The sequence below is a fragment of the Streptomyces sp. NPDC059957 genome (assembly GCF_042730015.1).
Taxonomy (GTDB): domain Bacteria; phylum Actinomycetota; class Actinomycetes; order Streptomycetales; family Streptomycetaceae; genus Streptomyces.
In genome coordinates, this window is sequence record NZ_JBHWMB010000004.1 from 36,164 (window position 1) to 56,907 (window position 20,744).

Below are 20,744 nucleotides of genomic sequence, written 5' to 3' on the forward strand. Positions count from 1 at the left end.
GCGATCACCTGGCGAGGAAGGTACGGAGCCACAGCGGCCGCTCGATGCCGGTGGCTGAAAGGAGCGTGAGCGCGACGCCGGTGGCTCCGGTGAGGAGTGTGGGGTCGTCCACGTGGTTGCCGGGGACCTCCTGGTCGGCGAAGCACACGGGGAGCGAGGCGTCGCCGTAAGCGAGGAGGTCTTCGAGCAGCCGCGGCAGCCCGTCGCGGGCGCGGGGGCTCAACGGGGCGAACTCCTGGCAGAGCATCACCAGCCCGGCGTGACCGTGGCACAGGGTGGGGGACGGCAGCCTCACGCCCTCGGCCCGGGCGAGTACGCCGTCGAAGGCCTCGACGGCGGCGCCGCGCAGCACGGTGTCGCCGGTGGCGTCCGCGACGGCCAGGAGGGCGGCGGACACACCTGCGGTTCCGTAGCACCAGGCCAGCTGGTCGTGCCCGCGTTCGACCGTGGACTCCCGGCCGTCCGCGTCGACGGGCGTGCCGTCCGTCCAGAACGGGCCGTACTGGTCGGCGCGCCGCTGGGCCAGGATCCAGAAGGTGAGTGATGCGATGGCCGCCGCCTGGCCGGGGCGTCGGTGCCCGGCCTGCCAGGCGACCGCGAGGGCGGCCGCCACGCCCGGCACGCCGTGGGAGAAGCCGAGGTTCAGGTACCCGTGGGGGTACCTCTCCAGGTGGTTGCCGCCCGGCGGGTACAGCCCGGAGGTGATCAGCCAGCGGTGCGGGGTGCCGGGTGTGGTGGCCGGACCTGCCAGCCACACCAGGTAGTCGACGAGGTGGGCTGCCGCCTCGCGCAGCCGGTCGGTGGGGTCCGTGACCGAGGCGAGGTAGGCCAGTGTGCCGGCGGCCCCGGTGACGAGGTCGTAGTCCAGGTCGCTGACCTCGCGCTCGACCGTGGAGAACGCGGTTTCCAGGACTTGGTCGGCGAGTTGGGTGTGGAGCCTGTCCAGGCTGCCTTGGAAGCGGGGCTCGTCGCGGGTGCAGTCGGCCAGTGCCAGGGCGAGTCCGCTCGTTCCGGCGAAGAGCCCCGGGCCCTGCAGCGGTTCCATCTGCGTCGCCAGCACCGCCTCGCGTATGTGGCCGAAGGCGTCGTCGTACCGGCCGAGCCCGGTGCGGGCGGCGTACAGGTGGAGGAGGGCCGAGCCGGCCTGCCCGTGGGTGAGGCTGGGCGGGTACCAGCCTGCGGGGTGGTCGGCCTGTTCGGCGGCGCGGAGCGCGAGTTCGGACAACTGCGCGGTGGTGGCGGTGCGTTCCGCTACGAGGCGGATCCATGTGTGCGCTCGGTCGACGAGGGAATCTTCTTCCACACGGACCCGGAGGTCCGTAGCGTGATGGATGTTGTGCATGGATGGGTTCCTTGTCTCGTCGACGAGGCTGTTTGCGCGACAATGGCGACGGGCGCTGCCGTGTCAGCCTCACGGCAGCACCCGTCATTCATCTACTGGACCTCTGCCGTCACTTGCGGCACATGATCGTGCACATCGAGGTGCAGGCACAGGTCTTGGTGACCTGGCAGCCGACCCGGGTGCAGATCGTGCGCGTGGCGATCGTGGAGACGGACATCGGGGACTGCTCGCCATTGGGGGTGGCAGGTGCGGTAACCCGGGCGTCCAGGTCGAAGATGTCAGACATTTTCTGTTCCTTCCCGTTCGGTGTCCCAACCGGTATTCCGACTGGTCCGTGCGGGCTGTTGCCCGGCACACGAAGAATGCTGCCGCAGTGATGAACCGGTTCCTATTGTCGTCGGCGACAATATTGTTCACGAATGGTCGGGTGACTCCGCACCGAACGCGTAGGCGGCCAGGCACGCGGAATAGCGGGACTGCAGCTCCAGCTTTTCCATAACGGCCGAGACGTGGGCGCGTACGGTGCGCTCGGTCACGTGCATCCGCTGCGCCATCCAGTCGTTCGAGAGCCCTTCGGCCAGGAGGAGGAAGGTCTCCTTCTCCCGTGGGGTGAGCCGGTGGACGCGGCCCAGCGCCGGCTTCCACCGCGGGCCGTTCCTCATCTCTTTCAATGGACTCGGGCTTCCTTGTCGCCAGTGGCCTGAATGAGGTGGCTGGTCACCAGCCGCCGGTAGAAGGCGTCTCCACCGAGCAGGGACTCGTGGGTCCCCATCGAACTCACCTGGCCTCCGTCGAGGACCACGATCCGGTCCGCGGCCCGCACGGTCGACATCCGGTGCGCGACGACGAGCAACGCACACTCCCGGGACACCCGGCGCATGACCTGGGTGAGCTCGAGCTCATTGATGGGATCGAGCTGGGAGGTGGGTTCGTCGAGCAGCAGCAGGCGCGGCCGGGCCAGCAGGGCGCGGGCTATGGCGACGCGCTGCCGCTCACCTCCGGAGAGATTGAAACCTCTTTCCCCGACTTCCGTTTCAAGGCCGTCGGGAAGGCGGTCCACCAGTTCGGTGAGATTCACCAGGCCAAGCACCTCCCGGATTCTCTCCTCGTCCACTTCGGGCGCCGCGTAGACGAGATTTCCCCGCAAAGATCCGTACAGCAGGGGTGCGTGCTGTTCCACCAGTGCGACGCGGGCGCGGTAATCGCCGTGGGCCATGGGGTGGATGTCCGCCCCTTCGAAGAGAATTTCTCCCTCGTCGGGTTCGTAGAATTTTTCGATGAGGGAGAGGATCGTGGATTTCCCGGCGCCCGAGCGTCCCACCATGGCGATCTGACCCGTGCGGGGAAGCATGAAGGAGACCCGGTCCAGTACAAGCCGTTCGCCGTACGAGAAGGAGACGTCCCGCAGCTCCAGCAGGGGGGCTGCGGCATCGACGGACTGCGGTGGACCTGTCCCGTCCGCGGTCTCCACGGGCAGCTGGAGAACCTCCTCGATGCGGCGCAGCGAGCCGAGCCCCCGCTGGATCAGGCTGAGGGCGTTGAACAGCCCGGCCAGCGGCATCACCAGGTACGTCGCGAAGAGCAGGAACGCGACGAGTTCACTGACCGGCATCGTTCCCCGGGAGACCCGGACCGCGCCGATCAGCAGCACCAGCAGGAAGGAGCCGTTGACCGCGATCTCCATGGCCGGCCCGACGACGGATCCCAGCCGCGCCGAGCGCACACCGCTGTCGTACGCCACTTCGGCGTCCGCCCCGATGCGGTCGCACTCGCGGCGCTCGGCCCGACTGGCGCGCACGGTGCGGATGCTGCCGAGCGCCCGCTCCAGGTTGGCGGTCATCGTGCCTACGCTGGTGAGAGCCTGCTCGGTGGCACTGCGGATCCCCACCATGACCCCGGTGACGAGGACGGCCGCCACCAGGATGGCCCCGATGACCACGAGGAACATCATCGGATCGATCCACAGCATGAGCGCGGTGGCGCCCAGCCCGGTCAGTGTCACCGTGACCAGTTGGACGAGGCTGCTCGCCACCATGTCACGCAGCACTGTGGTGTCGGTGCCCACGCGCGAGAGCAGGTCCCCTACGCGCTGCCCGTCGAACTCCCGGACGCGTACGAACAGCAGTCGGCTGATCAGCCTGCGCCGCAGCCCCAGCACCACGCCTTCGCCCGTGACGTCGAGCAGGTACTGGCCGACGGCCTCGATGGCCGCCTGGGCGAGGAAGAGGACGGCGAGAACCGCCACCAGGGCGGCGATCGGATCGCCGGCTCCGACCCGGTCGATGAGCCGCATGGTCAGGAGCGGCTGGAGCAGGCCGAGGCCGGTTCCGGTGACGGTGAAGGCGAGCGCCCAGGTCACCGTGCGCCGGCTGTCCCGGACCAGGAGGAGGAGATCACGGACGCGGAGGGAGTCCGTGGCGGGGCTGGTCATCGAGAGCCTTTCTCCCCGGGATACGGGGGCACACGCAGCAGGACGCGGAAGTAGTCGTCGGGGAGGTCCTCGCCGACGAGCCGGTCTTCCGCCGCCACCCAGGCGTGCGCGCCGAAGGGCGGGGCGGAGCGCACCCCGACGCACCAGGTGGGCCAGACCCCGCGGGCCCGGCACAGCAGCGCGGTGGCGACGGACCTCGGAAGGCAGCCCTCGCGTCCCGCGCACATCGCACTGACGGTGGTCACGGCCGTACGGGCCCGGTGGGCCTGGTCGTAACCGGCCGGGCGGGCGCCACGGGCCACCCGGCCGAGCAGCCCGGCGAGGCGGTGCGGGGGCAGCCGCACGAGGGGATGAGCCACGGCCACCGCCAAGCGGCCGGCGAGGCGGTGGGTCAGCGGCATGGCGACCCGGGACTCCGGGACGGCGTGGAAACTCACCGGCCCACCAGCCGGGCGTCGCGCAGCGCACGCACGAGGTCGGACACATCCGACTTCGCCTGCTCCTCGTCCACCTCGAACTCCGCGCTCAGGCCGGCGGCGATCCCCTCTGGGTCGTCTCCCCCGAGCAGTCCGGACAGGACGAAGCTGCCCGTCGGGTTGAGTTCCCAGTACGCCCCCGTGCGCCCGTCCAGCAGGATCTTTCCGTAATCGGTATCCACGAGGGACACCTCGTCACGCAGTCGCATGTGCAGCCTTCTTCAGATAGTGCGGAGCCAGATCTCGCAGGCGAGCGTCGAGTCCAGCCCGCCGTACCGGAGTTCCGGTGAGGACGGGCGGAGCGTGGTCGCCACGATCCGCTCCTTGTCGATCAGGCCGAGCCGGGCCAGGTGGGAGTCCTCCCACAGCTCGACGAGGCGGCTGCGGTTCTCCCGCAGTCCGTTGGCGTCGTCGGCGGACGCCTCTCCCTTGGTCGTCCGCCGCAGGAGGGCGTCGGGCAGGTGTCCGCGCATGGCCGCTTTCAGAAGCGGCTTGAACTCCCACGGGGTCGTGCGCTCCTCGGACCGCACCGACCAGCAGGCCCGCACCACGTGGTCGTCGAGGAACGGGCTGGCCAGCGGCAGTCCGCTGTGCTCGGCGACCTGGTGGAGGATGCGGGTGGCGCGGGTGCCGTGGTGGAGCGTGTGCAGTTCGTTGTGCAGGGCGTGGGTCGCTCCGCGGGGCTGGGCCGTCCGCGCGGCGTCCCGCAGGGCGTCGCGTACGGTCACGGCCGCGTCCGGGGTCACCCAGCTCGGCAGCCGCGGGGGGATGTCCCAGGCGAAGACGTCCGCGCTGTGCGGTGCAGCCCGCGGGGCGGCGACCCCGCCGGCTACGTCCGCGAGCCACCGGCCGTACGGCCTGCGGTCCGCCAGGACGGACAGCGTCTCGCGGATCGACCACCGGTTCTGGGCCCGGTAGCCGCGGATGCTGCGCAGCGCGGCGAGCGGGCGGGTGAGCAGCAGGTCCCGGTGGTGTGCGGGGTGCCCCCACAGGACGTGGTCGCCGCCCATCCCGGTGAGATGCAGCTCGCTGCCGCGGGCGAGCAGCGCGGCGTGCCCCGCGAGCTGCCGCGGCTGGTCGAGGATGGTGGGCAGCGGTTCGTCCACCGGGCCGGTGACATCGAGCAATCCGCTGTAGAAAAGCGGTAGTTCGTCGATGTCGAGCTCAATGTGCTCCGAGCAGGCCATCCCCGCTCCGGCCAGCCGGGCCCAGTAGACGTCGTCGTCCCCCGGATCCCTGCTGGGCAGGGTGAGTGCGATGGGAGCCGCTCCGGCCCGGGCGGCGATGCCGCACACGGTGGTCGAGTCGAGGCCGCCCGACAGGTCGGCGCTGATCTTTCCGGCCACGCCCGTACGGGCGTGTACCGCCTCTTCGAGTGCCCTCCGTAACGCGTCCGCTCCCTCGGCGATCGAGACATGGGTGCGCGGCGGTTCCCACCAGCGGACGTCCGTGGCGCCGTGCCGGGTGATCCGGAGGTAGTCCCCGGGTCGCACCGCGTGCACACCGCGCCACAGCGGCACGTCCCCGAGGGGGTGCGGAACCGAGTCGAGCAGCCGCAGGGCGAGGATCTCCTCGTTCAGCGGCGCGTTCAGCAGCCGGGCCAGGACGTCGGCACGGTTGGCGGCGACCGGCACACCCTCCACGGTGGCGTGGAAGAGCCGGCGCAGCCCTGCCGCCGTCCCCTGGGCCCGGACGACGCCGTCGGCGTGGGCGATGAGGTGGAAGTCTCCCGGCAGCCGTGCGAGAACGCGGTCCAGCGCCGCGAGATCACGCAGACCGGCGAGCCGGGCGCGGAGTTTGTCTTCGTCGACCGGGCAGATGCCGATCAGGGTGACGGACATTCCGTGACCGCTTACCGCGGTGACGGAGCCGCCCCACTCGCCGAGGAGGAAAGCGTTCCCCGACGGATATCTGAGTACGTTTGCGGCTCGCGGCCCGATCCGGGAGGCCACGGCGAGAGCGGCCTCACAGTCCGGTAGCGCTACGAACCAGCCCTCGCCGTGACCTGACATCGGAGTTACCAGCCGAGCGGCAGACGGACCTTCGGCTCATGCGGGCCGCGCTTCAGGAATCCGGTGTCCTTGCGGAAGTCTCCGGCCTTGCACAGGGCCGGAACCTCGTAGATCTTCTTGGCCATGATCTTTCTCCTTATTCCTTCGGAAACGATGCCGCGGACTTGAGGAGCGGCCCGCGGTCTGAGGAAATCGTCGTCCACGGGCGTTCGCCAGATCAAGGAATCAGGGGGCCGACCACGGCCTGTGACATCACAACGGCTCCGGCTCGGCAGGCACTACCCCTACGCCGCTCACCTGCGGGAATGAGGACCAGGCGGCGGCTGTGACCGCCGCCTGCGAGGGGCTGACCCCCGAAAACCGGGCTAGTTCCCTTGGTGGCTTCTTCACTCTCCGCATGAGCTCTCTTAGCACCACTCCCGACGCCCGCCCGACCCGCCACGCGCACCGGCCGGCACACGCGGCATCCGTTGAATGGCGGAGATGATGGCCCCGCGCGGTATCCCCGACTCGTCGGCGAGCCGGACGAACTGCCTTAGCTGTACGGAGAGATCGGCGAGTTCGACCCGCTGGGCGGAATGGAGTACGACCGCGCCGCGCCCCCGCCCGAAGTCGACCACTCCTTCACTCCGCAGCAGACGAAGAGCCCGCAGAATGGTGTTCTTGTTCGCCCCGTATTTTCTGGCCAATTCGTCAGCCGGGGGCAGGTGCTCACCCTGCGCGTACTCCCCGGATGCGATCTCAAGCTTCAGCCGCGCCCTGATCCGGGCATACAGCGGTGTCCCGGCGGCTCCCTGAATGCCGCTCGGATCAGTGATGGTCGGGTCCGGTGCAGATGCCATCCGTACGTGCCCTCTCCCCCAGGCCGTACGTCCTGGCCTTGTCACGGCGGGAAGCACGGCTCCAGTGACGCCCCGTTTCTCCATCGACTCCCGTGGAAGGCGGTGGAGGCAACGCATTTACGTCAGTCGACAGCGTTGCGCCCCGACACCGTAGCCGAGGGGTTGACCCACTTCAACTGGTGTGGCAACACTGTGGTTTGCCTGGTCTCACCACAGTGGAAGCGGTAACTCGCGGCGAAGTAGGTGCCATGTCTGAAGAGTCGGGTCTCAGCCTCGCCGACAAGCTCAACCAGCTGTTCGCCACCGTGCGCCCGGACCCCGGCCACGAGTACAGCAACGAGCAGGTCGCCGCTGCGGTCCGGGAGGCCGGCACGCCCATCTCGCAGAGCTACATCTGGCAGCTGCGCAAGAGCAAGAAGACCAACCCGACCCTCAAGCACCTCCAGGCCCTGGCCCGGTTCTTCGGCGTACCCACGGCCTACTTCGTCGAGGACGAGACCACGGCCCGCGTCACGGAGCAGCTTGCCCGCCTGGCCGCCGAGCAGGCCCGGCTGCACGAGGCCTCCCAGGGCAGTGACGTGAAACTGATGGCCATGCGCGCCGGACAGCTGACGCAACAGCACCGCAAGCAGGTGATGGACCTGCTCGACGTCGTGTACCGGCTGGAGCAGGCAGAGCGGGAGAGACCGCAGGACGATTGACTTGATTCCCTCTGTTTTGCCACCCCTGAGGCCTTGTTGGATGGCAAAGCTATACAGAACCGGCAATCTGCACGCGGAGAAACTCCTTTGGACGAGCGAGCGTTACGGAAGCACTGCAAGCGCACCCTTCAGTCCCTGGGAATCGAACCTCCCCTACGGGTCGAGGTCCTCTGTGAGCTCCTGGGAGCATTCCGCGGCCGGCCCATCCGGCTCGTCCCCCACCCGCTGCCCGTGCCGGGCCCGTTTGGTGTGTGGATCGCCAGCGGGTCGACCGACTACATCTTTTACCAGCGGGAAACCAGCAAGGCGCATCAGGACCACATCATCCTGCACGAGGTGGGCCACATCCTGGCCGATCACGAAAGCGACGCGTCGGACGCCGCCTCCCTGCCGGAGTTGATGCCCGGCATCTCACCCGACGTCATCAGGAAGGCGTTGCGGCGCACTTCGTACGACGACGAGCGTGAACGCGAGGCCGAACTCGTCGCGACGATCATCCTGGAATGGGCATCCGTGCTCGATCGCGTCACCCCGCCGGCACCGGCGGACCGCTCCGCCCAGCGCGTCCACACGGCGCTCAGCGACCGGCAGGGGTGGCTCTGACCGTGCTGTCCGCACTCCTGGGGGTCGTCCTTCTCCTGGCACTCGTCTGGAACATCGCCCGGCTCGTCACCTCGCCCACCGACAAGCTAATCCAGGCGGTCTCCTTCTGCCTCCTGTGCGCGACGCTGTCCTTTCCCGTGGGCACGCGGGGCGGGGCCGGATTCGTCGACGCGCTCATCGGCGAGGGGACCGCCAAACTGCTCCAGAACGCCTTCCTGCTCGGCGCCGTCTTCTTCCTCAAGTGCTTCTTCATCCACTCGGTTTCGGACCGCGAGACGGGACGCGCCCGCGTCCGCGCGGAGCTGGTCCCCCTGGGGATCACGATCCTCGTCATCACCGCGGCAATGGCGGCCACACCCCAGGCCGAACGCTCGCACACGTACGCGGCGGCGAGCATGCGGGCCGATGGAGTCGCCGTCTTCTACCTCACCGCGGGCCTCTACCTGATGTACGCGCTCGCCGTCGCGCTGCGCTGGACCGTGCGCTACGCGCGCATGTCGGGCCGGCCGCTCGTGACCGGCCTTTGGCTGATCGCGGGGGCACTGACCGCGATGGTGTCGGCCGCGGCCGTACGCGAAGTACTCACCCTGGTGCGCTGGCTCGGCGGCGAAGTGCCCCGACCGGCGATCCTCGGCGCCAAGCTCCTCCTCGACCTCGCCATCCCGCTCTTCGTCATCGGAGTCCTCTATCCCGCGTCGGCGACGAGGTGGGCGAGCCTGCGCCTGTGGTGGCACCATCGCCGCGTGTACCGGCGGCTGGCACCGCTGTGGACAGCACTGAACCAGGTGTTCCCCGAGGACGCCCTGCACCGCGGGCACCCCTCCTGGCGAGACTCCTTGAGCCTCCGGGGCGTCCACCGACGCTACTATCGGCGCGCCATCGAGTGCCGCGACGGCCTGGTACGGATCAGCCCCCATCTCGCGCTGCTCGAAGCGGAAGAGCACCCTTCGACGGGCGAGCTCGCCATCGAATCCACCGCGCGGCATCTACGGGCGGCCCTCGCGGCGTACGCGGCCGGGGAACCCGCACCTTCGCAGGCCGTGCCGATCGCCCTGCCGCACGGCGACAGCCTGGAGGACGACGTACGCCAGCTGGCTCTGCTCGCCGACGCCCTGTAGCCGGAGCCATTGGTCTCAGCCAGGCGCCGCCACTCTTACATGTCACCCACCCAAGAGGAAGATCTCCATGGATTGCCTGATCTCGGCGGCACGCATCGTGACGGGCCCTCGCGGCCGGCATCTGACCGACGGGGCCGTGCTCGTCCAAGGCGGGGTCATCACCGCCGTCGGCCCACAGCCGGCCGTCAAAGCCCGTGCCCCACGCGACCTGCCCACCTTCGCGTTCCCGGGTGCCACTGTGCTGCCCGGTCTCATCGACTCCCATGTCCATCTTGCGTTCGATGCCGGGCCGGATCCTGTGGGCACCCTGCGCGAAGCGGACGATGCGGCACTGATCCTGGGCATGGCCGACAGAGCACTGCAGCTCGTGGGCGCGGGCGTCACCACCGTTCGCGATCTCGGCGACAGAGGCGGGCTGGCCATAGGGCTGCGCGCCGAGATCTCCGATGGACGGCGGCCCGGTCCCCGCATCCTGGCCGCCGGCACGCCCTTGACCGGACGCGGAGGACACTGCTGGTTCCTCGGCGGCGAAGTCGACGGGGCCGACGGCATCCGGGCGGCCGTCCGGCGCAACGCGGAGCTCGGCGCCGACGTCATCAAGGTGATGGCCACCGGCGGCGGCATCACCAAGGACGGACCCCCCAGCTGGCAGGCGCAGTTCACCCCCGAGGAGCTGCGCCTCGTGGTGGCGGAGGCGAGTGGGGCCGGGCTGCCGGTCGCGGCCCACGCGCACGGCACCGAGGGGATCGCCGCGGCCGTCGCCGCGGGCGTGGCCACGATCGAGCACTGCACGTGGATGGGGCGGGACGGATTCGACGTACGGGAGGAACTCGTCGCTGCCATTGTGGCCAAGGGCATCCGGGTCTGCCCGGCGGCCAGCCCCGACTGGCGAGGCTTCGCCCGGCGCTTCGGACCGGAGCGCGCCGAGGAGATGTTCGACCGGTTGCGCTGGATGCGCGAACAGGGCGTACGGTTCATCGCCGGTACCGACGCGGGTGTGTCCCGGGCCGTCTTCGACGACTTCGTCTCCAGCCTGGAGTTCTTCGAGTACATCGGCTTCACCCCGGCAGAGGTCGTCGACCTCGCCACGACGGAGACTGCGCAGGCTCTGGGCATCGCGGACGACACCGGCCTGCTCGCCCCCGGCTACCGCGCCGACCTCCTCATCGTCGACGGCAACCCCCTGGAGGACCTCCAGGCCCTGCGCGCCGTCCGCCTTGTGTTGGCTGCCGGCCGTCACTACCTCCCGGAGACCGAAGCCTTGCTCCGACCCATGACCGCATGTGCGGGACGTAACCGGGACTAATGCTGACCACTTGCTGACCACTTGCTGACCTGTGCCCCACGGGTGTGGCTCTGACCTGCAGATCAGGAACATCGACCCCCTCTGGCGAGAGGGCTCCCTGCCTGCACTTCCACGCGAACCAGGCTGTCGTGACGCCGCCGACCAGGCGTCCAATCGGTCAGCCACTCTGGAGCGCTTGAGGGCTGATGCCGTGCTGCCGGCGCTCACCTCCGCTTGGCCGAATTGCCCAGGCTCGTAGACCACCTCGTTCACCCCTTCCCTCCGGTGACTCTTTCACCCATACCTGAGAAACCGCCGGCCAAAGCCTTTTGCGGCAGGCTGTCGGGCGGGCCCCACAACAGCGGAGACCAAACGCCGTCCGGCCACCATGCGGCCGAGCGGGGCATCCGGGGCCAGGAGATGGTTCTGGCCGACCACGTCGGCGAGGGTACGCGGGCGCGGCCGATCGGCCGGCGGGCGCGGCCGCTCGTCGCCGAACAAGGGCAGCGCGGGTTCGGTGTGGGTCATCGGATGCCCTGGCTCAGCGAGGCATCCTTGGGCGGTGGGCCGTGGACGAGGTCGTAGGAGTGGCTGACCAGGTACTCGATCAGGTCGGCGGTGATGTCGGGGCCCGCGCCGACCGAGATCCAGTGCGCCTTGCTGAGATAGCGGCCCGGCACGATGCTCTCGTAGCGCATGCGTAGCGAACTACCCTGCTCCGGCTCGCACTTGACGGTGATGATCTGGTCGGCAGGCTCGTCGGGGGCATCGGTGACGATCAGGAACACTTTGCCCGCCGTCTTGTAGACGTCGAGCTTCGGGGTGAAGGGGCGGTCGTGGCTGACGTCCGGGAGGCCGGTGGCCGTGCGGCGCGCGGTCCGCTGGATCCGGGCACCGGTGAGGGTCACCGCGCCCCCGCGCGGATGCCCAAGGTCTTCGGGTTCACGGGCTGCTTGGCCTTGGGGAGTCGGGCGACGACCAGCCGGTAGGAGTCGGTGACCAGGTCCTCGACCAGGTGCGGGTCGATCGGAGCACCGGGGGCGAGGGTGATCCCGTGCTTCTTGTTCATGTGGTAGCCGGTAGTGATGTCCGCGTGCGTCGCCCGCAGCGCTTCGGCCTCCCCCGGGCTGGACTTGAGGATGACGACCGGTCGGCCGGGCACCTCCGTCATGAGCATGAACACCTTGCCGTGGACCGTGAAGACCTCCCGTTCAGGCCTGAACCGGTACTCCAGTGTGGCCATCGGCAGGCTCTCACCTCGCTCCTGGGCCGTCTCCTGCAGGGTCTGTCCATCCATCAGGGCAACCTCCCTTTCGTGTCCGGTGGTTGAGCATCGTTTCAGTCGAGTACGACGACGTGCTTGCCCGGGAACGCGCCGGACTCCAAGTCGGCCTGCGCCTCGCGGACGGATTCCAGGCCGTGATACACCGGCATCGGCGATCTCACCGTCGTCGAAGACGGGGTGATCGACGCCGAGGTCGCGCAGCATGTCCGCGCGGTCGGGGCGGCGGATGGTGGCCGGACAGGCCCCGGCGGGTGGTCACCTCGGACTCGTTGACCCCGAACGCCTTGACCTTGATGCGGACCCATCCGGGGCGTACCGGGGGCACGGGCAGGTCCGTGGCGACGAGTTTGTCAATGCCACCCGGTTCAAAGACGACGATGGCGCGCATCGTGCGGGGCCCGGCCTCCGCGTCACGGTCGGCCGGTTCGTTCATGGTGATTCCTCGGTTCGGCCGCGCCGCCCCCTGCGGCAATTCGCGCTGATCGCGGTCCCCGCACAAGCCCTTGAGGACGTAGGCACCGTGACCGGCGCGCCACCGCCCCCGTGACGTCGCCGGCGCTGGATCTCGACGGGCTCAAGACCCCGGTCGAGGACGTCCGGCGGGGAACTGGGCGGGTGCGGTTATGCGCCTGGGTGCATGGCGTCGCGGACCAGGGCGGTGTCGACGAACTGCTCGAAGCGGACGATCTTTCCGCCGCGTACGACGAAGTGGTGGGCGACGCGCACGTTGAGCGGTTTGTTGGTGGCCTTGTTGGTGGCGGTGTAGCGGGCGAGGACGACGACGTTCTGGCCGTCGACGACGTAGGTGTCGTCGTGGGCGGCCCAGTCGTCCCAGGACTCGCCGAGCTGTTCCATGACGGCGGAGGTGACGCCGGTGGGGGTGCGGTAGGTGCCGGCCAGGGGGAAGCCGGCCATCTCGGTCCACTCCACGTCGTCGGCCAGGGTGGCCCGCAGGGCTTCGAGGTCGCCGTTGGCGGAGGCGACGTACTGGCGGCGCACCACGTCGGCGGGGGCGGACGAGGCGTGGAAGTCGGTCGTCTCCATGGGTTACGGCCCTTCTCAGATGGGGTCGGGGGTGCTGGTGGGGCACAGGCGGTAGGTGGGTACGCGCCTGGCTCCTGCGTAGCGTTGGAGCAACTGGTGGATGCCCGCGCCGACGGCCGGCGCGATCAGGTACGCGGCGAGGTAGCCGTAGGTCCACAGGAGCGCGGGGCCGGCGGCCTGGGTGTCGCGGGCGGTGGTGCTCACGGGTTCTCGCTGGGCTCGGCGGGCACGGTCCGGCCTGCGTCCCGGCCGGACCGTGGTCGGGGTGGGTCAGCCCCAGGTCATTTCGCCCTTGGCGACCTTGGCGCCGAGCTGGGCCGCGATGAGCATCCCCGCGTCCGGGTAGCGGGCGACCAGCGCGCCGGTCAGGGCCTCGCCGTTATCGGCCTTGTCCAGTTCGGCCTCGAAGGCGGTGAGGTAGTCCCGGGTGTAGGCGATCGGGCTGGCATCCAGGGTGGTGGTGGGCAGGCGGTGGCCGGGGACGGCGAAGGCCGGGTTCAGGGCAGTCATCTCGTCCAGCAGCTCGATCCACACGGCGCGGTCCTGGGGCTTGCCGGTGTCGGCGACCCAGACGTGCTCGTTCTGGAAGAGCAGGACGCCGGCGACGATCGCCCGGTGTTCGGCCTGCCACAGGTAGTGGCGGTCGGGCAGCCCCGGGTGGCCGCCCTTGAGCTGGAAGACGTGCCCTTCGAAGGTGAGGTCACCGGTCAGTTCGGCCATCTCGACCAGGCGGGTGGGGCGGTTGGCGCCTACCGGCTCCCAGGCCTTGAGCTTGCCCTCGTACGCGGCCTTGATGTGCTCGATCACCAGCGGTGTCGCAAGGATCTCGGCGTCGGGGAAGGCGTCCGCGATGACCTCGGCGCCCCAGTAGTAGTCGGGGTCAGCGTGGCTGATGAAGACCTTGGTGAGGTTCTTGCCGGAGTCGAGGACCTCGGCGGCCAGCCGGTGTCCGTCGGCGCGGGTGAACCCGGTGTCGATGAGGAACGCGCCCTGCTCACCGGTGATGAGGGTGGCGGTCTTGTTCTTCGAGCCGACGGGGAAGTCCAGGTCGATGACCTTGAAGTCGAGAGTGCTCATCATCATGTCCTTTGCCGGAAGCAGAGTGAGGGGTGCTGAGGTGTGAGGCTGGGTTGCCCGCCGTGTGGGTTCAGGTTCGCGCCGACGGGTGCGGGCGGCACCGACCGTGCCGGTGTGTCGGCCGGGATTCAGCGGCCGGATGCGGCCGACCGGGTGCGAGCGGCACCGAACCGGACGTAGCCGAACTCGCGGATCGGCACGGCCCGCCGCCCGGTGAACAAGCCGCCCGACACGACCTCGACGGGCAGTTCGGGGTGGCGGAGGGTGACCTCGGCCAGGGTGGGGGCAAAACCGCAGGATCAGCCGCAGTGGGCGTCGAAGACGTAGACGAGTTTCATGGGGAGGCCTTTGCAGAGGGAGTCGCTCCGTACCGAAGCGATGTATCTGCCTGAACAGTATCTGCCATGTCAGGTATTCCCGCAGGGTGAAAGGCCCCCATCGTCGGGGCTTCCGCCCCCCTACCGCAGGCGGGGCAGGGCGTCCCGCGCCGAGTGGGACAGGATCCGCAAGCACTCCATGAACTGCTCCCTCGCCTCCTCGGGCAGCGGCGCCAGGAAATGGCGGCGGATGTTCTCCACGTGCACCCGGCTGGCCCGCACGACGATGTCCTCACCCCGCCCGGTGAGCCGTACCAGCTTGCCCCTGCGGTCCGCTGGGTCGTCGGCGCGCACCACCAGGCCGGCCGCCTCCATCCGGTCCACCAGGCGGGTCATTCCGCCCGTGGTCAGGACCCGCTCCTGCGCGACGGCCCGCATCGACATGCCCGCGCCGCCCGCCCGGCCCACGATCAGCAGCACCTCGTACATCAGGTGACTGATCCCGAACTCCTCCTCGATCGCACCACCGAGCAGGTACTCCAGCCGCCCCGCGGCCCCCTGCAGCCGCCCGAACGCGAGCACCAGCTCGTCGTTCGCCGCCTCCTGCGCCGAACCGATCCCCGCACCTTCGCCCACCCGCCACACCCTTCGCTCGCCGGCTCCGCTCTCGGTACGATCATCGCCCCTCCCTGCCGCCCGGCACGCGGCAACGCCCTCCCAGGTGGGCGCCGGGGAGGGCTACTGCCGGGCGGGTCCGGCGGGTGATACGGACGGTAGCCAGGACCCACGCGCGACATCCATGTCATGAACGGCCCAGGAGCGGTCCCTCACCGAAACCCGGCACTACGCAGAACTCCGCCAGAGCATCCGGCCGGAACTCGGATGACTGCTCGGGCGAGCAGGGGTAACGATGCCCCCCGGGGGGCATCCATGAGCCTGGCCAGAGGGTGACCGCCACCTCCAGCGGGTCCAACTGTTCGGCGATCGCGGAGGCCGCGACCGCGCTGATGCGCCTGCCACGCAGGCCAGGACGACCGCGCCGGTCAGTGCGGCGGCGAAGCTGCCCTGGGTCATGAGGCCGAACATGGCCGGCGGCAGGATCACCGGCGGCAGCGCGGACCTGGACGGTTGCGCGGAGGAGGAGGCGACTGTCTGCCTCACGGCGCCGGTACGGCGCCGATCTGCTGCATCACCCCGAGGAGATCGGGCTGGCCCCGTTCGCCGACGATCCGGCCGTCGGCCAGGTAGTAGAAGTTCATGGCCTGCACCGAGATCTTATTGCCGGTCGCCGGGATCCCGAAGAATTCACCGTCGTGGGTTCCCCGCATGGTGAACCGCGCGGCAACCGTGTCGCCTTCGGTGACCGTCTCCTCCAGCGTCCACTGGACGTCGGGGAAGGCGCTGCGCATCATCCCGAGGACTTCCATGTACCCATCGGGCCCCCGCAGCGGTTCCGGGTGGCTTGGCGCGTGGAACACCGCGTCCGGAGAAATGACCTTGCGGGCGAGACCCTCGTCGCCCGTGTTGATGAACTCGACGAAACGGTTCATCACTGACTCGCTGGACTGCGCCGGCATCTTGCTGTGCCTCTCCAAAGACGATGGGTGGATGCCTGGGAGCCTAACATCGAATCGATGTCTACATCGATTCGATGTGGACGTGCGAAGATGGAGGCATGCTGGAACTCGCGATACTCGGTTTCCTGGCCGAGGGACCCCTGCCCGGACACGAGCTGCGCCGCCGCGTCTCACAGCTGACCGGCTATACGCGGCCGGTCAGTGACGGCAGCCTGTATCCGGCGATCAATCGCCTGACCAAGGCGGGCTTGATCGAGCGGCGCGCCGACCCGGCTGCGGGGGCGGCCCGGTACGTGCTCAGCCTGACCGCGGCCGGCCGGGCCGACATGCTTCAGCGCCTGCGCCGGCCCGCCGATCACGAGATCACCGACTTCACACGGTTCTACATCGTCCTCGCATTCCTCTCCCACCTGCCCGACGTAGCCGAACAGCACGCAGTGCTGCGCAGACGGCTGGAGTTCCTGGAAGAACCGGCGAGCTTCTTCTACGACAACGAGCGGCCCCTGCGCGCCGAGGAGATCACCGACCCCTACCGGCACGGCATGCTGCTCACCGCCCGCGCCACCAGTCGCGCGGAGCGGACCTGGCTGCGCGAAGCCCTCGGGGACGAAGCCCCCGTATTCGACACCGGACGCGCCGACAGCGATCCGCACACACCCGCCGCTCCCGCGAGCTGACTGTCCACGGAGGTACCCCCCATGCTTGCTTCCTGGTACGAGGACCAGGGCCCCGCCGCCGATGTCCTGCACGTCGGTGAACTCCCTGATCCCTCCCCCGGCCCCGGCGAGGTCCGCGTCCGCGTCACCGTCTCGGGCGTCAACCCCGGCGACACCAAGAAGCGGCGCGGCTGGCTCGGCTCGTCCATGCCCCACCCGCGAGTGATCCCGCACAGCGACGCCGCCGGAGCCATCGACGCCGTGGGCGCCGGAGTCGGCGCCCGCCGCGTCGGGCAACGAGTCTGGGTGCACGGGGCCCAGTCCTACCGCCCCTTCGGCACGGCCGCCCAGTACACCGTCGTACCGGATCACCAGGCCGTACCCCTGCCCGACCACCTCAGCGACGAGTTGGGCGCGAGCCTCGGCATCCCCGGCATCACCGCGCACCGCACCGTCTTCGCCGACGGCCCGGTCGACGGCCAGCTGGTCCTGGTCCACGGAGTCCTCGGCGGCGTCGGCTCCCTGGCCGCCCAGCTCGCCCACTGGGCCGGCGCGACTGTGATCGCCACCGTCCGCCGCACCGCGGACCTCGACCACATCGACCCGGCCGTCGTCTCCCACGCCGTCGCCCTGGATACCGGCGACCCCGCCGTGGCCATCCGCTCGTACGCGCCGCGGGGCGTCGACCGGATCATCGAGGTCGCCCTGTCCGACAACGCCGACCTCGACAACGCCGTCGCCGCCAACAACGCCGTCATTGCCGCCTACGCCACCCGCACGGACCGCACCGAGATCCCCTTCTGGCCTCTGCTGTTCAACAACGTCACCCTGCGCCTGCTCGGCAGCGACGACTTCCCCGCCGAGGCCAAGCGCCAGGCCGCCCGCGACCTCACCTCCGCAGCCGCCGTCGGCGCCCTCACCATCACCGTCGGCGACCGCTACCCGCTGGACGACATCGCCAAGGCCCACGACCACGTCGACGCCGGCGGTGGCCACGGCCGCATCCTGCTCACCATCCCCCAATAGCGCAGACGGAGTGCCGGCCGGCCACCGAGGGAGGGGCGTCGCGCTGGCGATGAAGCTTCTGGCGATCAGCTTCGCGCGTTCGCACGGCGTGCACTGGATGCGGGCCTTCCACCGCCCGGGCAACGCTGCGGCCATCGGCATGAACCGGCGGCTGGGCTTCGTCGAGGCCGACACGCCCGTCCGGGACGACGGATCGGGTCGGGCCGCGCCGTACCAGCCGGGCCTGCTCACCCTGCAGCGCTGAAACGCCTGAACCGTGGTGATCGCGATGGGGTGCGGTCCGTCGACGCGTAGACGAGCGGTTTACGGCGTGGGCAACTCCATCTGCTGACCGATACCCACCGCACCGAGGAACCCCAGCCGCGCATCGGCTGGGGTTCCTCATCCTGTGCGCAGGCGGTTTCAGGGCCCCCGGTTGGGGAGCCTGGACTGCCTGTCGTGACGGACATCTCAGCAGGGAGCGGCGGAACGGCGGCCCCTACGTCCTGGCGCCTGGGACCGCCACGCCGGCTCCGGTCCGGAGCCGGACCCGTGTCACGTCGTCAGCGCTGCTGTGTCAGCAGACCCGGCCGGTAGGGCCATTGGCCGTATTCGCCGCCGGAGTTGGGGTCGCGTCCCTGGTAGAGGAACTGCAGGTTGCAGGGATCGACGGTGAAGGTCTGATCGGCGCTGGTGCGGATCAGTTCGCCATGGCTGATGTCGTTGGTCCAGGTGGCGCCGCTGTTGGCCTTACCGGCGAAGGAGTTGCTCTCGGTCGCGGCCTGGGGTGTCCATGAGCCGTTCAGGCTGGTGGCAGTGAACGAGCGGAAGTAGCGGCCCTGTGAGCCCCTCGCCTCGACGAGCATGAGGTAGCGGTCCTGGCCCTGGAGCTTGTAGACCTGCGGGGCTTCGAACAGGTTGTCCGCCGTATCGCTCATGATCGTCGTGTAGTTCGAGCCGAAACTGCTCGGGAAGTTCCCGATCGGCATGCCGGCCCGGTAGATCTTGCCGTTGTCACCGGCGAAGAACAGGTACATGTTCGTGCCGTCAGCGATGAGCGTCTGGTCGATGGGGCCTGTGGTGGAGCCGGTGATGCTTCCGGTGAAGAGCACCTGCTGTGAGGACCAGCCATTGGGGTTGGACGGGTCGCTCGACGTCCGGTAGGAGAAGGCGCTCCCGCCTCCCCACTGGTAGGCGAGCACCCAGATGTTCTTCGGCGCGAAGTAGAAGAGCGTGGGCGCGACGACGGAGTTCGACATCGTGTTCTGGCTGGCCGAGGCCATCTCCGGCCAGTTGCCGAACAGGCCGAAGTTCATCGAACCCCAGCCCGCTCCCGTTCCCGCGGCGCCGTGCGTCGTCGCATAGACGAGATGCTTGCCGTTGTAGGGAGCGACGGTGAAGTCCTTGAGCGACGCCCACCCGGCCTTGGGCTGCACGAGTGCGCCCGTCGAGGTCCAGCGGTATGTGGACGGAAGAGCGCACGCACCGGGGTTGCCGGCACCGACCTTGACGAGCTGCCACTGCTGGTTGGTGCCGCCCCAGTCGTCGTACTGGACGACGTTCGCGTTGTCGGCGGTGGACCCGCCTTGTACCTCGAGAGCCTTGTTGCTGTGGCGCGCGATGAGCCTCACGTAGCCGTCCGAGCTGTCGGCCAGCCGCCACTGCTGGTTGGTCCCGTTCGCGTCGGCCCACTGGACGATCGAGGCGCCGTTCGCGGTGGAACCGTTCTGGACATCCAGCACCTTGCCGGAGTGGCGGGACTTGATGCGGTAGTTGCCGCCACCGGAGTCGACGAACTGCCACTGCTGCTGGTTCTGGTCGTTCCGGGTCCACTGGGTGATGCGGGCGCCGTCGCCGGTCGCCAGGTTGTAGACGTCCAGGGCCTTGCCGCTGTTGCGGTTGACCAGCACGTAGGAGGCGTTGGGGTCGACGGTCGCCGCCCTGGCGGGCTGGACACTGAGGAAGGTGGCCAGGAGCAGCAAGGGCGCGAGCACGGCGAGCAGACGTCGTCTCAGGTGGACCGGGGAGGGATGGCGAAACCACATCAGAAAGACTCCTTCGGGAGGTGGGGGTGAGGTGACCCCGACGGGCCGCGGAACGGCCGTATTGGGGGGTCGGGGACGGGATAGGTGTGAAGGCGGCCGCACATGCCGAAGCGTTGGTGCTCCGGACGCTCCAGTCGCGGCACTTCGCCGTGGTCGTGGTGGGAGAGGTTTCCGGCCTTCAGCCGTTCCAGCTGACGGCCGGTCGTGAAGACGGCGTCGCCCGCCTCGGGGAGTCCGCTGTTCTGCATGAGCACCACGATGCGCAGGCCACCGTCGTTGACCAGGCGGTGGATCGTGCCGGGGGTGAACCGGACGACGTCGCCGGGGTGCAGCGGGGTGTCGGCGAAGCCGGGGGTGGTGAGGGTCTGGACGCTGCCCGCGCCGCCGGTGACTACGTAGGCTTCGGAGCAGACGAGGTGCATGTGGGGTGTGCCGCCGCGCAGCCCGTCGGCGGCCTCCCAGTCGTACACGGTCAGCCCGGAGATCCCCACGCCGCCGGGGAACGGGGTCACCACGAGTGTTCCGCGATGTGGCGGGACAGGCGCCCGGGGGTCCACGCGCCGTTGGCCACGGCGATCCGGTAGCGGCGCGACATGGTCTCGCCCGGGGCCAGCGGCAGTTCCTCGTCGAATGCCAGGGAGGTTGGTCTTCATGAAGGCCGGGGCGCTCCAGGCGTCGGCGAAGAACCGGGTGACGCCGTAGTCCTTGGCTTCCTTGGCGAGCCAGACCTGACCGCCGTCCCAGCCGTCCCAGCCGTACTTCGGCGTGGCCTGCGGCCCGCCGGGATCGGCCGACAGGATCGTGGGCATGTGGTCGTAGACCCTGTCGGTCGACGACCCGATGCCCAGGCGCAGGATCGAAAGGCCCGCGCCCTTGCCCGTACTGAGCAGCAGGTCGAGCACCTCGCGCTGCTTGGCCGGGCTGAGGC

General features: G+C 69.4%; 26 protein-coding genes and 2 pseudogenes. 7 read left to right on the top strand and 21 right to left on the bottom strand.

Annotation, left to right across the window (positions count from 1 at the left end):
• Window positions 1-4: 4 nt before the first annotated feature.
• The 9 genes from ACFWBW_RS04065 to ACFWBW_RS04105 all read right to left on the bottom strand — a co-directional run bounded on the left by ACFWBW_RS04065 (window position 5) and on the right by ACFWBW_RS04105 (window position 7,103).
• Complete coding sequence (locus ACFWBW_RS04065) at window positions 5-1,342, bottom strand: lanthionine synthetase C family protein (protein ID WP_385368148.1); 1,338 nt, start codon at window positions 1,340-1,342, stop codon at window positions 5-7.
• Between the two features lie 109 nt (window positions 1,343-1,451).
• Window positions 1,452-1,628, bottom strand: a complete 177-nt coding sequence (locus tag ACFWBW_RS04070) for an FDLD family class I lanthipeptide (RefSeq protein ID WP_319720746.1) — start codon at window positions 1,626-1,628, stop codon at window positions 1,452-1,454.
• 127 nt (window positions 1,629-1,755) lie between these two features.
• Window positions 1,756-2,004, bottom strand: a complete 249-nt coding sequence (locus tag ACFWBW_RS04075) for a response regulator transcription factor (protein WP_385368419.1) — start codon at window positions 2,002-2,004, stop codon at window positions 1,756-1,758.
• 5 nt (window positions 2,005-2,009) lie between these two features.
• A complete protein-coding gene (locus ACFWBW_RS04080; protein WP_385368150.1) occupies window positions 2,010-3,773 on the bottom strand; it encodes an ABC transporter ATP-binding protein in 1,764 nt (587 codons plus the stop codon).
• Complete coding sequence (locus ACFWBW_RS04085) at window positions 3,770-4,210, bottom strand: lasso peptide biosynthesis B2 protein (RefSeq protein WP_385368152.1); 441 nt, start codon at window positions 4,208-4,210, stop codon at window positions 3,770-3,772. The genes ACFWBW_RS04080 and ACFWBW_RS04085 overlap by 4 nt, the downstream gene beginning before the upstream one ends.
• Window positions 4,207-4,458 carry a lasso peptide biosynthesis PqqD family chaperone gene (locus tag ACFWBW_RS04090; RefSeq protein WP_385368154.1) on the bottom strand — a complete coding sequence of 84 codons (252 nt, stop codon included), beginning with the start codon at window positions 4,456-4,458 and terminating at the stop codon, window positions 4,207-4,209. The genes ACFWBW_RS04085 and ACFWBW_RS04090 overlap by 4 nt, the downstream gene beginning before the upstream one ends.
• 12 nt (window positions 4,459-4,470) lie before the next feature.
• Entirely contained in the window at window positions 4,471-6,090 is a 1,620-nt protein-coding gene (locus ACFWBW_RS04095; protein ID WP_385368156.1) for an asparagine synthase-related protein, read from the bottom strand.
• A 176-nt stretch (window positions 6,091-6,266) separates the two neighbouring features.
• Window positions 6,267-6,386, bottom strand: coding sequence for a keywimysin-related RiPP (locus ACFWBW_RS04100; RefSeq protein WP_385368158.1), 120 nt, complete (start codon window positions 6,384-6,386; stop codon window positions 6,267-6,269).
• A 282-nt stretch (window positions 6,387-6,668) separates the two neighbouring features.
• On the bottom strand, window positions 6,669-7,103 hold the full coding sequence (locus ACFWBW_RS04105) for a GntR family transcriptional regulator (protein WP_385368160.1): 435 nt from the start codon (window positions 7,101-7,103) through the stop codon (window positions 6,669-6,671).
• A gap of 248 nt (window positions 7,104-7,351) precedes the next feature.
• Between ACFWBW_RS04105 and ACFWBW_RS04110 the strand changes: the two genes are divergently transcribed.
• The 4 genes from ACFWBW_RS04110 to ACFWBW_RS04125 all read left to right on the top strand — a co-directional run bounded on the left by ACFWBW_RS04110 (window position 7,352) and on the right by ACFWBW_RS04125 (window position 10,831).
• Complete coding sequence (locus ACFWBW_RS04110) at window positions 7,352-7,804, top strand: helix-turn-helix domain-containing protein (RefSeq protein WP_385368162.1); 453 nt, start codon at window positions 7,352-7,354, stop codon at window positions 7,802-7,804.
• A 249-nt stretch (window positions 7,805-8,053) separates the two neighbouring features.
• Complete coding sequence (locus ACFWBW_RS04115; protein ID WP_385368164.1) at window positions 8,054-8,407, top strand: hypothetical protein; 354 nt, start codon at window positions 8,054-8,056, stop codon at window positions 8,405-8,407.
• Between the two features lie 2 nt (window positions 8,408-8,409).
• Entirely contained in the window at window positions 8,410-9,525 is a 1,116-nt protein-coding gene (locus tag ACFWBW_RS04120; RefSeq protein ID WP_385368166.1) for an MAB_1171c family putative transporter, read from the top strand.
• 67 nt (window positions 9,526-9,592) lie between these two features.
• Window positions 9,593-10,831 carry an amidohydrolase family protein gene (locus ACFWBW_RS04125; RefSeq protein WP_385368168.1) on the top strand — a complete coding sequence of 413 codons (1,239 nt, stop codon included), beginning with the start codon at window positions 9,593-9,595 and terminating at the stop codon, window positions 10,829-10,831.
• Window positions 10,832-11,334: 503 nt separating this feature from the next.
• Here ACFWBW_RS04125 and ACFWBW_RS04130 read toward each other — a convergent pair.
• The 9 genes and pseudogenes from ACFWBW_RS04130 to ACFWBW_RS04170 all read right to left on the bottom strand — a co-directional run bounded on the left by ACFWBW_RS04130 (window position 11,335) and on the right by ACFWBW_RS04170 (window position 16,083).
• A complete protein-coding gene (locus ACFWBW_RS04130; RefSeq protein WP_327256346.1) occupies window positions 11,335-11,718 on the bottom strand; it encodes an MmcQ/YjbR family DNA-binding protein in 384 nt (127 codons plus the stop codon).
• Window positions 11,715-12,107 (bottom strand): MmcQ/YjbR family DNA-binding protein, encoded by a 393-nt coding sequence (locus tag ACFWBW_RS04135; protein WP_385368170.1) that lies wholly within the window; start codon window positions 12,105-12,107, stop codon window positions 11,715-11,717. The genes ACFWBW_RS04130 and ACFWBW_RS04135 overlap by 4 nt, the downstream gene beginning before the upstream one ends.
• 145 nt (window positions 12,108-12,252) lie before the next feature.
• Window positions 12,253-12,528, bottom strand: coding sequence for a hypothetical protein (locus ACFWBW_RS04140; protein ID WP_385368172.1), 276 nt, complete (start codon window positions 12,526-12,528; stop codon window positions 12,253-12,255).
• 188 nt (window positions 12,529-12,716) lie between these two features.
• Complete coding sequence (locus ACFWBW_RS04145; protein WP_385368174.1) at window positions 12,717-13,139, bottom strand: nuclear transport factor 2 family protein; 423 nt, start codon at window positions 13,137-13,139, stop codon at window positions 12,717-12,719.
• A gap of 15 nt (window positions 13,140-13,154) precedes the next feature.
• Window positions 13,155-13,343, bottom strand: coding sequence for a hypothetical protein (locus ACFWBW_RS04150; protein ID WP_385368176.1), 189 nt, complete (start codon window positions 13,341-13,343; stop codon window positions 13,155-13,157).
• Window positions 13,344-13,409: 66 nt separating this feature from the next.
• Entirely contained in the window at window positions 13,410-14,216 is an 807-nt protein-coding gene (locus ACFWBW_RS04155) for an MBL fold metallo-hydrolase (protein ID WP_385368177.1), read from the bottom strand.
• 170 nt (window positions 14,217-14,386) lie between these two features.
• Window positions 14,387-14,494, bottom strand: a pseudogene (locus ACFWBW_RS04160) (DsbA family protein); the annotation flags it as partial.
• 180 nt (window positions 14,495-14,674) lie between these two features.
• On the bottom strand, window positions 14,675-15,169 hold the full coding sequence (locus tag ACFWBW_RS04165) for a MarR family winged helix-turn-helix transcriptional regulator (RefSeq protein WP_385368179.1): 495 nt from the start codon (window positions 15,167-15,169) through the stop codon (window positions 14,675-14,677).
• A gap of 521 nt (window positions 15,170-15,690) precedes the next feature.
• Entirely contained in the window at window positions 15,691-16,083 is a 393-nt protein-coding gene (locus ACFWBW_RS04170) for an ester cyclase (protein ID WP_385368181.1), read from the bottom strand.
• Window positions 16,084-16,208: 125 nt separating this feature from the next.
• Here ACFWBW_RS04170 and ACFWBW_RS04175 point away from each other — a divergent pair, with 125 nt between their 5' ends.
• From ACFWBW_RS04175 to ACFWBW_RS04185, 3 genes are read left to right on the top strand one after another with little or no spacing between them, the layout of a single operon-like run.
• Window positions 16,209-16,787, top strand: coding sequence for a PadR family transcriptional regulator (locus ACFWBW_RS04175; RefSeq protein ID WP_385368182.1), 579 nt, complete (start codon window positions 16,209-16,211; stop codon window positions 16,785-16,787).
• 21 nt (window positions 16,788-16,808) lie between these two features.
• Window positions 16,809-17,792 carry an NADPH:quinone reductase gene (locus ACFWBW_RS04180; protein WP_385368183.1) on the top strand — a complete coding sequence of 328 codons (984 nt, stop codon included), beginning with the start codon at window positions 16,809-16,811 and terminating at the stop codon, window positions 17,790-17,792.
• Window positions 17,793-17,841: 49 nt separating this feature from the next.
• Entirely contained in the window at window positions 17,842-18,036 is a 195-nt protein-coding gene (locus ACFWBW_RS04185) for a hypothetical protein (protein ID WP_385368185.1), read from the top strand.
• Window positions 18,037-18,334: 298 nt separating this feature from the next.
• Here the strand turns inward: ACFWBW_RS04185 and ACFWBW_RS04190 are convergent, their stop codons facing one another.
• From ACFWBW_RS04190 to ACFWBW_RS04200, 3 genes and pseudogenes are all read right to left on the bottom strand, one after another.
• Window positions 18,335-19,816, bottom strand: a complete 1,482-nt coding sequence (locus ACFWBW_RS04190; protein WP_385368187.1) for a non-reducing end alpha-L-arabinofuranosidase family hydrolase — start codon at window positions 19,814-19,816, stop codon at window positions 18,335-18,337.
• A gap of 203 nt (window positions 19,817-20,019) precedes the next feature.
• Window positions 20,020-20,331 (bottom strand): annotated as a pseudogene (locus ACFWBW_RS04195) (cupin domain-containing protein); the annotation flags it as partial.
• Entirely contained in the window at window positions 20,325-20,411 is an 87-nt protein-coding gene (locus ACFWBW_RS04200) for a hypothetical protein (protein ID WP_385368421.1), read from the bottom strand. The pseudogene ACFWBW_RS04195 and the gene ACFWBW_RS04200, both read right to left, overlap by 7 nt.
• Window positions 20,412-20,744 lie beyond the last annotated feature (333 nt).

Coding starts and splice junctions, on each gene's coding strand:
- ACFWBW_RS04065 (WP_385368148.1), bottom strand. CDS start 1,342: ATGCACAACATCCATCACGCTACGGACCTCCGGGTCCGTGTGGAAGAA.
- ACFWBW_RS04070 (WP_319720746.1), bottom strand. CDS start 1,628: ATGTCTGACATCTTCGACCTGGACGCCCGGGTTACCGCACCTGCCACC.
- ACFWBW_RS04075 (WP_385368419.1), bottom strand. CDS start 2,004: ATGAGGAACGGCCCGCGGTGGAAGCCGGCGCTGGGCCGCGTCCACCGG.
- ACFWBW_RS04080 (WP_385368150.1), bottom strand. CDS start 3,773: ATGACCAGCCCCGCCACGGACTCCCTCCGCGTCCGTGATCTCCTCCTC.
- ACFWBW_RS04090 (WP_385368154.1), bottom strand. CDS start 4,458: ATGCGACTGCGTGACGAGGTGTCCCTCGTGGATACCGATTACGGAAAG.
- ACFWBW_RS04095 (WP_385368156.1), bottom strand. CDS start 6,090: ATGTCCGTCACCCTGATCGGCATCTGCCCGGTCGACGAAGACAAACTC.
- ACFWBW_RS04100 (WP_385368158.1), bottom strand. CDS start 6,386: ATGGCCAAGAAGATCTACGAGGTTCCGGCCCTGTGCAAGGCCGGAGAC.
- ACFWBW_RS04105 (WP_385368160.1), bottom strand. CDS start 7,103: ATGGCATCTGCACCGGACCCGACCATCACTGATCCGAGCGGCATTCAG.
- ACFWBW_RS04110 (WP_385368162.1), top strand. CDS start 7,352: ATGTCTGAAGAGTCGGGTCTCAGCCTCGCCGACAAGCTCAACCAGCTG.
- ACFWBW_RS04125 (WP_385368168.1), top strand. CDS start 9,593: ATGGATTGCCTGATCTCGGCGGCACGCATCGTGACGGGCCCTCGCGGC.
- ACFWBW_RS04135 (WP_385368170.1), bottom strand. CDS start 12,107: ATGGATGGACAGACCCTGCAGGAGACGGCCCAGGAGCGAGGTGAGAGC.
- ACFWBW_RS04140 (WP_385368172.1), bottom strand. CDS start 12,528: ATGAACGAACCGGCCGACCGTGACGCGGAGGCCGGGCCCCGCACGATG.
- ACFWBW_RS04145 (WP_385368174.1), bottom strand. CDS start 13,139: ATGGAGACGACCGACTTCCACGCCTCGTCCGCCCCCGCCGACGTGGTG.
- ACFWBW_RS04155 (WP_385368177.1), bottom strand. CDS start 14,216: ATGAGCACTCTCGACTTCAAGGTCATCGACCTGGACTTCCCCGTCGGC.
- ACFWBW_RS04170 (WP_385368181.1), bottom strand. CDS start 16,083: ATGAACCGTTTCGTCGAGTTCATCAACACGGGCGACGAGGGTCTCGCC.
- ACFWBW_RS04175 (WP_385368182.1), top strand. CDS start 16,209: ATGCTGGAACTCGCGATACTCGGTTTCCTGGCCGAGGGACCCCTGCCC.
- ACFWBW_RS04180 (WP_385368183.1), top strand. CDS start 16,809: ATGCTTGCTTCCTGGTACGAGGACCAGGGCCCCGCCGCCGATGTCCTG.
- ACFWBW_RS04185 (WP_385368185.1), top strand. CDS start 17,842: ATGAAGCTTCTGGCGATCAGCTTCGCGCGTTCGCACGGCGTGCACTGG.
- ACFWBW_RS04190 (WP_385368187.1), bottom strand. CDS start 19,816: ATGTGGTTTCGCCATCCCTCCCCGGTCCACCTGAGACGACGTCTGCTC.
- ACFWBW_RS04200 (WP_385368421.1), bottom strand. CDS start 20,411: ATGTCGCGCCGCTACCGGATCGCCGTGGCCAACGGCGCGTGGACCCCC.